The 13,507-nt window shown below is 31.2% G+C and carries 11 protein-coding genes and 1 other RNA gene; 10 read left to right on the plus strand and 2 right to left on the minus strand.

Annotated features, from left to right (window positions below; genetic code table 11):
• The first annotated feature begins 57 nt into the window (after positions 1-57).
• The 4 genes from ppdK (at position 58) to rpoD (ending at position 6,956) form a co-directional block, all read left to right on the plus strand.
• Entirely contained in the window at positions 58-2,637 is a 2,580-nt protein-coding gene (gene ppdK, locus RH915_RS00695) for a pyruvate, phosphate dikinase (RefSeq protein ID WP_442985493.1), read from the plus strand.
• 153 nt (positions 2,638-2,790) lie between these two features.
• Entirely contained in the window at positions 2,791-3,813 is a 1,023-nt protein-coding gene (locus tag RH915_RS00700; RefSeq protein ID WP_310477318.1) for a deoxyguanosinetriphosphate triphosphohydrolase, read from the plus strand.
• 167 nt (positions 3,814-3,980) lie between these two features.
• Entirely contained in the window at positions 3,981-5,822 is a 1,842-nt protein-coding gene (dnaG, locus tag RH915_RS00705; protein ID WP_310477319.1) for a DNA primase, read from the plus strand.
• Between the two features lie 18 nt (positions 5,823-5,840).
• On the plus strand, positions 5,841-6,956 hold the full coding sequence (rpoD, locus tag RH915_RS00710) for an RNA polymerase sigma factor RpoD (protein ID WP_331618230.1): 1,116 nt from the start codon (positions 5,841-5,843) through the stop codon (positions 6,954-6,956).
• Between the two features lie 32 nt (positions 6,957-6,988).
• Here the strand turns inward: rpoD and RH915_RS00715 are convergent, their stop codons facing one another.
• A complete protein-coding gene (locus RH915_RS00715; protein WP_310477320.1) occupies positions 6,989-7,189 on the minus strand; it encodes a hypothetical protein in 201 nt (66 codons plus the stop codon).
• 74 nt (positions 7,190-7,263) lie between these two features.
• Between RH915_RS00715 and RH915_RS00720 the strand changes: the two genes are divergently transcribed.
• The 3 genes from RH915_RS00720 to rnpB all read left to right on the plus strand — a co-directional run bounded on the left by RH915_RS00720 (position 7,264) and on the right by rnpB (position 9,740).
• On the plus strand, positions 7,264-7,965 hold the full coding sequence (locus RH915_RS00720; RefSeq protein WP_310477321.1) for a tRNA (adenine(22)-N(1))-methyltransferase: 702 nt from the start codon (positions 7,264-7,266) through the stop codon (positions 7,963-7,965).
• The gene (locus tag RH915_RS00725; protein WP_310477322.1) at positions 7,944-9,062 is read left to right on the plus strand and encodes a Nif3-like dinuclear metal center hexameric protein; all 1,119 of its coding nucleotides are present in this window, start codon (positions 7,944-7,946) and stop codon (positions 9,060-9,062) included. The genes RH915_RS00720 and RH915_RS00725 overlap by 22 nt, the downstream gene beginning before the upstream one ends.
• Before the next feature lie 282 nt (positions 9,063-9,344).
• Positions 9,345-9,740, plus strand: an RNA gene (rnpB, locus tag RH915_RS00730) — RNase P RNA component class A.
• Positions 9,741-9,823: 83 nt separating this feature from the next.
• Here rnpB and RH915_RS00735 read toward each other — a convergent pair.
• Positions 9,824-10,618, minus strand: a complete 795-nt coding sequence (locus tag RH915_RS00735; protein ID WP_310477323.1) for a tryptophan-rich sensory protein — start codon at positions 10,616-10,618, stop codon at positions 9,824-9,826.
• A gap of 244 nt (positions 10,619-10,862) precedes the next feature.
• Here RH915_RS00735 and RH915_RS00740 point away from each other — a divergent pair, with 244 nt between their 5' ends.
• The 3 genes from RH915_RS00740 (at position 10,863) to RH915_RS00750 (ending at position 13,490) form a co-directional block, all read left to right on the plus strand.
• On the plus strand, positions 10,863-11,570 hold the full coding sequence (locus RH915_RS00740; protein WP_310477324.1) for a TVP38/TMEM64 family protein: 708 nt from the start codon (positions 10,863-10,865) through the stop codon (positions 11,568-11,570).
• A gap of 227 nt (positions 11,571-11,797) precedes the next feature.
• Positions 11,798-12,838: a 3-oxoacyl-ACP synthase gene (locus RH915_RS00745; RefSeq protein ID WP_310477325.1), complete on the plus strand. Its 1,041-nt coding sequence runs from the start codon at positions 11,798-11,800 to the stop codon at positions 12,836-12,838.
• A gap of 34 nt (positions 12,839-12,872) precedes the next feature.
• Positions 12,873-13,490, plus strand: a complete 618-nt coding sequence (locus tag RH915_RS00750) for a flavodoxin family protein (RefSeq protein ID WP_310477326.1) — start codon at positions 12,873-12,875, stop codon at positions 13,488-13,490.
• Positions 13,491-13,507: the final 17 nt, after the last annotated feature.

Consider the following 13,507-nt stretch of genomic DNA (forward strand, 5'->3'; position numbering starts at 1 on the left):
TGGAGGTGCTTTTGAGTGGCGAAGTTTGTTTATAATTTCAATGAAGGATCAGCAAAAATGAAATCTTTATTAGGTGGTAAAGGAGCCAATCTTGCTGAAATGACAAAAATTGGTCTTTCAGTTCCAGAAGGCTTTACAGTTACAACTGAAGCTTGTAATGAGTATTACAATCAGGGTGCAAAATTATGGGAAGATCTAAAAACAGAAATTTTTAATCATTTAAATGAATTAGAGAAGATGACAGGAAAACAATTAGGTAGTATTGATAATCCTTTATTAGTTTCTGTTAGATCTGGTAGTGTTATATCAATGCCAGGAATGATGGATACAATACTAAATCTAGGCTTAAATGACAAATCAGTTGAAGGTATGGCAAATGCTACAAATAATCAAAGATTTGCATATGACAGTTACAGAAGATTCATCCAAATGTTTGGAGATGTTGTTTTAGAGATACCTAAATATAAATTTGACAATATATTAGAAAAAAGAAAAATTGATAATAACATAGAAGATGATACACAATTAACTACTGAAGACCTTAAATATATTGTTCAGCAGTATAAAGAAGTAGTAAAAAAAGAGTGTAACATTGATTTTCCACAGGATACTAAAGAACAATTACTTATGGCTATAGAAGCAGTATTTAAATCATGGAATAATCCAAGAGCTATAGTATATCGTAAACATAACGATATCCCGCACCATTTAGGAACAGCAGTTAATATTCAATCTATGGTATTTGGAAATATGGGAGATACTTCTGGTACAGGTGTTGCATTTACGAGAAATCCTTCAACAGGAGAAAACTTACTATATGGAGAGTTCCTATTAAACGCTCAAGGTGAAGATGTTGTTGCTGGTATACGTACACCTAAGCCGATTGCAGAATTAGATCGTTTAATGCCAAAAGTATATAAGCAATTTGTTGATCTTTGCGACCTATTAGAAAACCATTATAGAGATATGCAAGATATTGAATTTACAATTGAAAATGAAAAATTATACATACTTCAAACTAGAAATGGTAAAAGAACAGCAGCTGCAGCAATAAATACTGCGGTAGAAATGGTTGAAGAAGGTTTAATTACAAAAGAAGAAGCAGTAATGAGAGTAGAACCTGCTCAACTTGATCAACTATTACATCCTACTTTTAATCCAGAAGAATTAAAAAATGCACAATTACTAACAAAAGGACTTCCTGCGTCTTCCGGAGCTGCATCAGGTAAAGCGTACTTTAATCCAGAAGATGTTGTAAAAGCTAATAATGCAGGTGAAAAAGCTATACTAGTAAGAGCCGAAACGTCACCAGAAGATATAGAGGGAATGTATGCAGCTCAAGGTATATTAACTGCAAGAGGTGGAATGACTTCTCATGCAGCTGTTGTTGCCCGTGGGATGGGTAAGTGCTGTATTGTTGGAGCTGGAGATATTAGAATAAATGAAGAAAATAAAACTTTCACAATAGGAACAGAGATATATGATGAAGGTCATAACATTTCTTTAGATGGAAATACAGGAAGTGTTTATGAAGGTACAATCGCAACAAAGAGCCCTGAGTTACTAGGAAACTTTGAAGTATTAATGAAATGGTCAGACGAAATTAGAACACTAAAAATTAGAACAAATGCTGACACACCTAGAGATACAAAACAAGCAATAAACTTTGGTGCAGAAGGTATTGGATTATGTAGAACAGAGCATATGTTCTTTGAAGAATCTCGTATTTTTGTTGTACGCCAAATGATATTATCAAGAACTGTTGAAGAGAGAAAAACTGCATTAGATCAATTACTACCAATGCAAAGGCAAGATTTTGAAGAAATTTTCAAAGCAATGGGAAGCAGACCAGTTACAGTTCGTTTACTTGATCCACCGCTACATGAATTCCTACCTCATGAAGAGGACGATATTGTAAAACTTGCAGAAAAAATGAACATGACAACAAAACAATTAAAAGATGTAATCGAAGGACTAGATGAACAAAACCCAATGTTAGGTCATCGTGGATGTAGATTAGCAGTAACTTATCCAGAAATTTATGAAATGCAAGTTAGAGCTATTTTAGAAGCTGCGATAAACCTAAAGAAACGTGATAATATGGAAGTTATTCCTGAAATTATGGTACCTTTAGTAGGACAATTAACAGAGCTAAAATATATAAAAGACCTAATGATAAAGGTAGCGAATGAAGTAATTGAGGAACATGGAACTAAAATAAGTTACTTAATTGGGACTATGATTGAAGTTCCAAGAGCAGCCCTAACAGCAGATGAAATTGCGGAAGAAGCTGAATTTTTCTCATTTGGTACGAATGATTTAACACAAATGACATTTGGATTTTCAAGAGATGATGCAGGTAAATTCATAGGCGAGTATATTGACAAAAACATTTTTGAAAAAGATCCATTCCAGCGTATTGATAGAACTGGCGTAGGAAAATTAATGGACATATCAGTAAAATTAGGTAAACAAACAAGACCAGACATTAAGTTAGGGATATGTGGAGAGCATGGTGGTGATCCATCATCAATAGAATTCTGTTACTTATTAGGTCTAGATTATGTATCATGTTCACCATTTAGAGTACCAATTGCACGATTAGCTGCGGCGCAAGCAGTTATTAAAAATAAATAGTATTAATAATAGATAAAAATAAAATGGAGTTGTCGTAAAGACCTCCATTTTATTTTTTAATTATTAAATAAATCTTTTAAAATTATAATTTATTGGGTACAACAATATAGATTAAACATGCATTGGCTAAAGCATTAATAAGAGGTGATAACTGTGGATGTAATATTTAGAGAACTAACTGAAAATGACGAAAAAGATAAGTTAGCTTCTTATGCTCAATTAAGTAAAGAAACGGTAGGAAGAAAAAAACATGAAGAGAAATGTAATATACGTACATGTTATCAGAAAGATAGAGACAAAATTATACACAGTGAATCATTTAGAAAACTAAAAGGTAAAACCCAAGTGTTTATTGCTAAAGATGACTTTTTTAGGACTAGGTTAACCCATACTTTAGAAGTAAGTCAAATTTCAAGGACTATAGCCAGAGCCTTGAAATTAAACGAAGACTTAGTAGAAGCTATAGCTTTAGGCCATGATTTAGGGCATACATGTTTCGGACATAGTGGAGAACAAGTTTTAAATCAGCTAACAGGTTGTTTTCGTCATAATGAACAAAGTTTGAGAGTTGTAGATCAATTAGAAAGAAAAGGAGAAGGTCTGAACTTAACATATGAAGTAAGAGATGGGATATTAAATCATACCAGAAGTGGTATTCCGACAACATTAGAAGGAAAACTTGTTAAAATAGCAGATCGTTTAACTTATTTATGTCATGATATACAGGATAGTATTAGCGCAGGAATATTAAAAGAAAAGGATATTCCGACCAATATAATTGAAACTTTAGGTAATAGCCATAGTAAAAGAGTTAACAAGTTTGTAAATGATATTGTTAATGAAACTATAAATAAAATAAATCTAGGATACGAAGTAGATATATATCAAAGCAAATACATTGAAAAAATAACATTACAGTTAAGAGAATTTATGTTTAAAGAAGTGTATAACAGTGAATTTTGTTTGAAAGAAAAAGAAAAGGGGACCTATATAGTTAAATTTTTGTTTAATTATTTTGTAGATAACATTGAAAAAATACCTGATCGATATAAAGTGCAACAAAATAATTGTAATGAGTTAGTGGTAGACTATATTGCAACTTTAACAGATAATGATGCTATTAGATTATATCAAAATCTAATTATACCATATCCTGAAAGTAAGCGTAGTATCTAAATGATAAAAAATAAAATTTTATGAAGGATTTTTATCAGTTTATGTCGAATACTTTCTATCTATCTGGAAAATTTAATAACTTTTTATTATATTATGTACAAATTATGAATAAAATAAAAAGTAGACAAGAAGGAGATTTTTAATAAAAGAAGAAGTAATATATATAAATGAAAATTAAACTAGGTGATATTATGGAAGGTTTTCCAGAACATATAATTAATGATGTAAAAGAAAGGAATGAAATTGTAGATGTTATTTCAGACCATATAAATGTAAAGCAAAGTGGGAATACATACAAAGCGTTATGTCCTTTTCATAGTGAAAAAACACCATCTTTTGTAGTAAATAAAGAAAAGCAAATTTATAAATGCTTTGGTTGTGGCGAAGGTGGAGATGCTATTAGTTTCATTATGAAAATTGAGAACCTAGACTTTATTGAAGCAGTAAAGTATTTAGCACAAAGAGTGAATATGCAAATTGACTTTGAAGATACAAACGTATCTAAAGAAACAAGCAGAAACATTAGTAAATATCTTCAAATTAATAAACATGCAGCTAAGTACTATTACCAAAATCTTAAAGTGCCAGGTAATCCTGCTTTGAATTATTTAAAAAATAGAGGGTACTCTATAAGAACTATTAGTCAGTTTGGTATTGGATATGCAAAAGATTCGTGGAATAGCCTAATTTCTCATTTGAAACAGCTAGGATACGCTGAAAGTGAAATTGAAAAAGCTGGCCTTATTATACCTAAAAAAAAAGAAGGCTACTATGATCGATTTAGGAATAGGGTGTTATTTCCTATATTTGACGTTAGAGGCAACGTAATTGCTTTTGGTGGAAGAGTCTTAGACGAGAGTTTACCAAAATATTTAAACTCTCCAGAGACAGAGTTATTTAATAAAAGGAAAACATTATATAACTTAAATAACGCAAGAAAAAATGTCCATAACAACCAGATAATTGTAGTTGAAGGATATACGGACGTAATTGCCTTGTACCAAGAAGGCATAAAAAATGTAGTAGCAACTTTAGGAACTGCCTTCACCAAAGATCATGGAAATACTTTAAAACGATATTGTAATGAAATTGTTATATGTTTCGACGGTGATAGTGCAGGAGCAAAAGCAACTTCCCGGGGAATTGAGACTTTAAAAGAACTGGATATAAGAGTAAAGATAGCTATTTTGCCAGAAAAAATTGATCCAGATGAGTATATAAAAACAAAAGGCAGAACAAAATTCTACGAGTTAATCCACACAGCTATGAGTTTAATTGATTATAAAATCTTTGTTTTAAAACAACAATATAATATAAATATTTTAGAAGAAAAAATTGAGTTTAGCAAAGAAATAGTTAAAGTAATAAAACAAGTTAAGAGCCATATAGAAAAAGATTTATACATTAATAAAGTCCATAGTGAATTTGACTTATCAATTGACGCATTAAAACAAGAAATATATGGGAAAAGGGTATTGGATGATAACAAGAGTAATAATAAGTATACTTATAACAACAAAAGAAATAATAATAAGTATATCGAAGCAGTTTCATATGCTGAACAAAAAGGTCATATAATCGCTGAAAGGCAATTAATCAATATACTAATCAAAAATACAACAAAAGCATTAGATATTGTTAATAAAGTAAAATCAACTGACTTTTTAATAGGAAACCATCAACGAATTGTTGAATATATAAAAGAGAAATTAAATAACAAGATCTTAATAGAAGAGAATATAATTATTAATGATTTACCTGAGCTTAAAAATGATATTTATGAAATAGTAAATTTAAATATGAAACATGTCAATATTGATGTAGTCCTAAATAACTATGAAAAGAACCTTAAGAAATATAAACTACTTTACGAATTAAAAGTATTACAAAAAAAACAACATGAAGTTATGAACAGGAGAAATACTACTAAGGAAGAGGTCGATCAGGAATTGTTGAATATAGGAATACGTATTATGGAAATCAACAGAGATATACAGAGTATTAAATAGCAGAAAGGAGGGAAAAAAGTGAGCAGTATAAAAGATGTGAATAAAGAGTCGATAAAGAAGTTAATAGAAAAAGGCAAAAAAAGAGGTATGATAACGTATACAGAAATCATGGACACATTTGATAACATTAATTTAGATAAGGAACAAATAGATGAATTATATGAACATTTAGCTACTATGGGAATCGATGTTGTCGGAGAAAAAGAGGATATTGAAATAAATGATGCGGATATTAATGCTGATGATATAGAAAAAGAAATTGTAGAAGAAAATATAGAGGATGATATAGCTCTATTAAAAGGTGTCAACATAGATGATCCTGTCCGTATGTATTTAAAAGAAATAGGAAAAGTACCTTTGTTATCTGGAGATGAGGAAATAGATTTAGCCACAAGAATGGAACAAGGTGATGAATACGCAAAGAAAAAACTTGTAGAAGCCAATCTTAGACTAGTAGTAAGTATAGCGAAGAGATATGTAGGTAGAGGCATGTTGTTCTTGGATTTAATACAAGAAGGTAACCTGGGTCTAATAAAAGCAGTAGAAAAATTTGATTATAGAAAAGGCTATAAGTTTAGTACTTATGCAACGTGGTGGATCAGACAAGCAATAACTAGAGCAATTGCTGACCAAGCTCGTACTATCAGAATACCAGTTCATATGGTTGAAACCATTAATAAGTTGATTCGTGTATCTAGACAACTATTACAAGAATTAGGAAGAGAGCCAAAACCGGAAGAAATCGCTGAAGAAATGGACATATCAGAAGAAAAAGTGCGTGAAATTCTCAAAATAGCACAGGAGCCTGTTTCTTTAGAAACACCAATAGGGGAAGAAGAAGACAGTCATTTAGGCGACTTTATTCCAGATGATGACGCTCCAGCACCAGCTGAAGCTGCAGCTTTTTCTCTTCTGAAAGAACAGTTAGTTGATGTTTTAGACACTTTAACGCCAAGAGAACAAAAGGTTTTAAGATTAAGATTTGGTTTAGATGATGGACGTGCAAGAACCCTTGAAGAAGTAGGCAAGAAGTTTGAAGTTACAAGAGAAAGAATTCGACAAATAGAAGCAAAAGCATTAAGGAAGTTAAGACATCCAAGTAGAAGTAAAAAGTTGAAAGATTATTTAGAATAAAAAATAGATTCGCTTAAAGCGAATCTATTTTTCTACCAATATTGTTTTTGTTTACCGTACTCGATTTTTTTATTTAATTCTTCGTTAGTTTCTTGATTGTCTATTTGATCTTGAAGATCATGCATTAGCTGCTCGGACTCTTCTTCCCATTCTTGAGTTCTACCGCCCCAGCTAAATTTTGAAATTTCCTCTGTTGGTTTAATATCTTTGTTCTTTTTATTAGTATGGGTCATATTGATCCCTCCTTAAGTATTAGTTTTTAAAAAGAAACAAAAAATATACAAGATAGAAAGGTAATAAAATAGAAATGCAATTAACGCCAAGACTAAACAAAATAGCAAATGAAATTGAAAAGCAAAGTAAGGTCGCTGATATAGGAACAGATCATGGGTATTTACCTATTTATTTAGTTCAAAAACAAATAAGTAGTTTTGTAATAGCTTCAGATGTAAACAAGGGACCATTACAGACTGCTGAAATTAATGCAAAAAAATACAAATGTCAAGATAGTATTAGTATTCGCCAGGGAAGTGGTCTTGAGACTTTGACAACAGGTGAAGTTGATACAATTATTATTGCAGGTATGGGTGGGATTTTGATAAGTGAATTATTAGAAGCTAATCCCCAAATAACAAAAAGCATAGTGAAGTTTATTCTCCAGCCAATGCAAGCCCAAGATGTACTAAGACGGTATTTAGTACAAAATAATTACAAAATAGATAAAGATATCCTTATAAAAGAAGATGAAAAAATTTATGAAGTTATAGTTGCATCAGAAGGAATACAGCATGTAGAGAAAGAAATTTTTTATGATATAGGGTTTCATATTGAAGATAACAATATAGAATTAGCAATCGAATTTGTTGAAAGAAAGATTCAAAAAGAATCAAGAATTTTAACACAAATCAAGTCTTCTAAAACAAGTGAAAATAACAATATATACGAAAAAAGCATGAGAAAACTGCATTCACTTAAGGAGGTCAAAGCGTGGTTACAGTCAAAGAAATAACAGATATAATTGAACAATTAGCACCAAAAAAATTAGCTTTTAATTGGGATAACGTTGGTCTTCAAGTTGGCAGTAACGGTGATGAAATTAATAAAGTACTGTTATGTTTAGATGTTAATGATGAAGTTATAAACGAAGCCATAGAAGAAGAGGTGCAGCTAATTGTAGCACATCACCCACTAATTTTTTTACCTTTGAAAAATATTTTAGAAGAAGACTATAAAGGTAATATCATACATAAAGCTATAAAGCATAATATTAATATTTATATTGCCCATACAAATATCGATGCAGCAGAAAAAGGGCTCAATGCATATATTGCAAATAAAATAAGACTAAATAACTTACAAGTTTTAGACCCTATTAGCACCCAAACCTATTATAAAATAGTTGTCTTCGTTCCCGAAGAATATGAAGAAAAGGTAGCCAATGCACTTTCAAAAGTAGGAGCGGGACATATTGGAAATTATGACCACTGCACTTTTAGATCAAGGGGGCAAGGTACGTTTAGGCCTTTAGAAGGTACAAATCCTTTTATTGGTGAAAAAGGGGAAATAGTAAAAACAGATGAAGTGAAAATTGAAACAATCGTACCAAAATCATATTTAAGTATTTCGATAAAACAAATGATAGATGCACACCCCTATGAAGAAGTGGCATATGATATTTATAAGCTTGAAAATGAGGAAGAAATACGTAATGGAATTGGTCGAGTGGGAAAACTTAATGAAGCAGTGAGATTTGAAGAATTAATCCATAACTTAAAAGAGACCTTCTCTTTAAATAAGTGTAAAGCAGTTGGAGACTTAGAGGATTTTATAGAAAAAATAGCTATAGTAAATGGGAGTGGAGCTGACTATATAAAACTAGCGTCACAAAAAGGGTGTGACCTATTAGTAACTGGGGATATTAAATACCATGATGCCCAGTTAGCAGCTGAACTTAAACTAAATTTATTAGACATTGGACACTATGAATCAGAAGTTTATTTTAAAGATTTACTTTTTAACTACTTAGAAAAAGAATTTATTAAAAAAGATATAAATGTAAACCTCTTAAAAACAAAAACTAAAAACAATCCATTCTTAAACGTATAGGAGGATAATATATATATATATATATCCGACATTATTGATACCTAAAAGGGTCCCCCTATGGGTTTATAAATATAACTCTTTTGACTAACAGTATAAGATGTGATAATATATAAATTCTTCATCAATGTTCTAGCACCAAAGCGTAATAAGCAATAATATATTAAAATTTATATATTAAGAAGAGTAACACTTTATAAGTTTACAATATTTACATTTTGACAAAAGAACGAAAAACATGTTACGATAGTACTCCTGAAGAACTTAAACAATTAAATATATTAGCGAGTAGGTCAGATGATCGCGGGCACAGATAACTGTGAACGAGGAAAGTCCGAGCTCCGTAGAGCAGGGTGCTGGGTAATACCCAGTAGAGGTGACTCTCAGGAAAGTGCAACAGAAATAGACCGCCCAACATTTAATCTAAGTATTCTAATAATTTACATTATATTATAGTACTTAGATTGAGTGTTGGGTAAGGATGGAAAGGTGAGGTAAGAGCTCACCAGCAACTAGGCGACTAGTTGGCTCTGTAAACCCCACCCGGAGCAAGACCAAGTAGGGAGATTTAGTGCGGCTGCTCGTCGCGTCCCGTGGTAGGTTGCTTGAGTCTATTGGTAACAATAGACCTAGACAGATGATCATCCAAGACAGAACTCGGCTTATAGATCGACTCGCTTAACTTAAAAAACACTTCCTTAATAGAAAGTGTTTTTGTTTTGCCTTAATATATTGTCTGGAAGAATTTTGAGAAATTAACTTTTCTAATTATTGAATATATAGGCGCTTTTTCTTATTAAAGCGTAAATAATACATATAGAAATAATAACTATTCCGATAACAGAACATGCAATAATAGAGGGTATTGATACTGTGCCTTCTGATGTTCTTGTAATATAGATTCCAAATAAAGCCCAATTAATAACTAGCCCATAAAATATATCATTGTGTTTAAATATAAATAAAAGACCCAGTATTATACCTATTGACATGACAATTACTGTCCAAAATGGCTGCGAAATACCAAATCCATTCCAGTCAATTGAAACTAAAAAAGTCGTAATATTAGCAATCGTAGCAATACTAATCCAGCCAAGATAAACACTAAAATTTATAAAAACAAAATAAATTTCTTTTTTTGGTTTAGATCCCTTACCAATACCTAAGTTTCTATAAATCATAATTAAAGAAATAAGCATGACAAGCATAATGATTACAGAAGTTCCTATATAAAGATAGTGCCATGCAAATATCCATGACATATTGCCAATACCAAGAATAATATTCCAAATTCCAATTTTATCTACGAAAGTTTGTTCCTTTTTCTTAGTATTAAAAGCCACTATTAGTTGATAGACAGTAAATATACCAAGTAAGGTATAAATTAAACCCCAAATGGAAAATGTGAATCCAGCTGGTGTAAATAAGTTAGGATAAAGGGCAGATATTTCACCAGTAGTTAGGTTGTTAATGGGCAACTGATTTGCTAAAAAGTTCACAACTATTGTGCCAATAAAAACTAGAAGATTAAAAATACTTAGTACACGCTTCCTATCCATTAATACTACCTCCGTCATAAATCATATTTATAAACTTATACCCATAAATAATATATTCAAATTTAAAAGTATTAAAACATTAAATCAAAATATTTACGTGTTATTATTACATACATGGGGGTATAGGATAAATAAAGATGAAATATCCCATATTCAAAAGAAGTTTCTAGTAATTGACACCCACTAATGTATATAATACGATATAATTTAATGAGAAAATTTATTAGTTAGGGGTCATTTCGTTTTGAAACATAAAAAATTTATAAATATATTAATAATAGTAATGTTGCTTTTGGTTTGTATATATATAAATCAACGGTTAAATTTAAATACCAAAGATGATTTAATGGAGTTATTTGATCAATTTAGAGAAAGTCAGTATATCGGTATTATTTATATTGTTCTGACGGTTATATTGAGTGTTTTATGCGTTCCCATTTCTTGGATGAAAGCTTTAGGTGGAGTTTTATTCGGGGTGAGATATGGTTTTATATATTCACTAACTGCAGCAACGATTAGTGCCAGTATATCTTTTTTTATTTCAAGTCACCTAGGAAAAGAAGCTGTACAGCGGATATATAGAAAACGTATAGTCGATGGTATTAGTAATAAAAATCAAAAGTATTTTAAATTAATACAAGGGATAAAGCCTGTTTATATTGTTTTATTACGAAACATCTATTTTGTACCTTTTTCATTAACGAATTATCTTTTGGGTATTACAAATATTCCCTTCAAAAAATATATTTTATACAGCATTGTAGGGATGGTTCCCGGGACATTTACGTATACTTATTTTTTTGCTAGATCAATTAATATGCATGAAAGTCCAACCGAAATGCTGTTGCCATTATTCATTTCTGCGATATATTTTTTAAGTTTATATATTATTAAGAAAAAAGTAAATTTAAAGGGAATGGCAGAAAAAGATAACTTAGTAGAGAGTAAGTAGTAACAAAATGTTTCAAGTAACAAAACGTTACTTGAATAATTAAACTAGAACTTCAATTAATGAAACAAATTGTTACAAACAGCAATTAACATTTATTAACAGCTTTAAACCATTTAAATTTCAACGAAATAAAGTTTACAAACTTGGCACAGATATTGCAAATTATATTATTATAATCAATAACAGTTAGATTATTAACTATATAAAATCTATTTGGAGGTAATATTATGAAAAAATTTAGAGTTGGATTAGTTGATTACTCAGTTTATTTACCTGAAAAAACAATTACTGCAGAAGAACTTTCCAAAGAAGTAAATATAAGCCCTGAGATTTTAAGAGACAAAATGGGGATTGGTAGAAAATACGTAGGTGGACCTGAGGACCATTCAGGTATAATGGCTACAAAAGCATCTAAAGCAGTAATAGAAAAAGCTAACATAGACCCAAAAGAGATCGACATGATCTTATATGCAGGGGAAACCTATGCTGAATATGTTTGTTGGACAGTAGGAATAAAAGTACAAGAGGAAATAGGTGCAACAAATGCCTATGCATGGGACTTATCCTTTAGATGTGCTGGAACCCCCCTTGCTCTAAAAGTTGCAAAAGACATGATGTTTGCGGATGAAAGTCTAAATACAGTTTTAATAACAGGTGGAAATACAAATGCATACTTAATTGACTATGAAGACCCAAACCAATCATTTATGTTTAATATGAGTCCAGCTGGGTTTGCGATGATTATTAAAAGAGATCATTTTGAAAATGAAATATTAGGATCAGGGATTATAACAGAGTCTTCATTTGCTGAAGATGTAATAGGTAAGTATGGTGGTACTCTATACCCTATCACAGATGAAATTGGACAGGATCCTGAAAAACTAAGAAAAGCAAAACTGATAACGTTAACAGATCCAGAAGGTATGAAGAAAAGACTAGCTACAAAATCATTGCCTTCCTTTACTGGTGCTGTTAGAAAAGCACTAAAAGCTTCCGATTTACAAGAGAGTGATATAGATTTTATTGGTATTAATCACATCAATCCAAAAGCACACTATGCTATTATGGCAGACCTTGGTATTGAGAAAGAAAAAACATCTTATTTGATAAATGACGGTCATTGTGGCCATGCAGATCAACTGATAGCACTAAACCATGGGATTAATGAAAATAAAGTAAAAGATGGTTCTATTTTAGCACTGTTAGGTGCGGGTACTGGTTATGGATTTGGTTGTTCAATAGTTAGATGGGGTAAAGTACAAGAATAAGTTTGTATTATTAAAAACAATAAGGGGGACTAACATGAAGGTCATTGGTATTACAGGCAGTCCTAGAGAAAAGAGTAATACAGAATATTATGTACAATACACACTAGATAAAATTAAAGAACATGGCATAGAAACAGAGCTAATAACATTAAGAGATAAAAAAATTCACCATTGTACCGGTTGTTATGGATGTATAACCGCTAAAGAATGTACACTAGAAAAGGATGACTTCGAAGAAGTATTTAACAAAATGCTTGAAGCGGATGGGATATTAGTAGGCTCTCCCGTATATAATTCTTCATCAACGGCTATCGTAAAAGCTTTACTTGATAGAGCAGGGTTTCTTGGAAGATGGATTAATAATGATATGAAAGATAAATCAGAAAATTACCAGTGGAAAGGAACTGCATTTTCGGGTAAAGTTGCAGCACCTATTACCGTTGCAAGAAGAGCTGGTCAAAACTTCACATTTGCAGAATTAGCTTTATGGATGACAGTAAATGATCTAATAGTAATAGGATCTCATTATTGGAATGTGGGTGTAGCTGGAAAAGGTGGAGCTGTAGATGCAGAAGAGGATTTAGAAGGGGCTAGTATTATGGACCATTTAGCAGATAATATGGCCCATGTAATAAAACAATTAAAAAAATAAATCTGAAAAACCTCCTG

The sequence above is a fragment of the Serpentinicella sp. ANB-PHB4 genome, from assembly GCF_031432315.1.
Taxonomy (GTDB): Bacteria; Bacillota; Clostridia; order Peptostreptococcales; family Natronincolaceae; genus Serpentinicella.

Coding starts and splice junctions, on each gene's coding strand:
- ppdK (WP_442985493.1), top strand. CDS start 58: ATGAAATCTTTATTAGGTGGTAAAGGAGCCAATCTTGCTGAAATGACA.
- dnaG (WP_310477319.1), top strand. CDS start 3,981: ATGAAAATTAAACTAGGTGATATTATGGAAGGTTTTCCAGAACATATA.
- RH915_RS00715 (WP_310477320.1), bottom strand. CDS start 7,189: ATGACCCATACTAATAAAAAGAACAAAGATATTAAACCAACAGAGGAA.
- RH915_RS00720 (WP_310477321.1), top strand. CDS start 7,264: ATGCAATTAACGCCAAGACTAAACAAAATAGCAAATGAAATTGAAAAG.
- RH915_RS00735 (WP_310477323.1), bottom strand. CDS start 10,618: ATGGATAGGAAGCGTGTACTAAGTATTTTTAATCTTCTAGTTTTTATT.
- RH915_RS00745 (WP_310477325.1), top strand. CDS start 11,798: ATGAAAAAATTTAGAGTTGGATTAGTTGATTACTCAGTTTATTTACCT.
- RH915_RS00750 (WP_310477326.1), top strand. CDS start 12,873: ATGAAGGTCATTGGTATTACAGGCAGTCCTAGAGAAAAGAGTAATACA.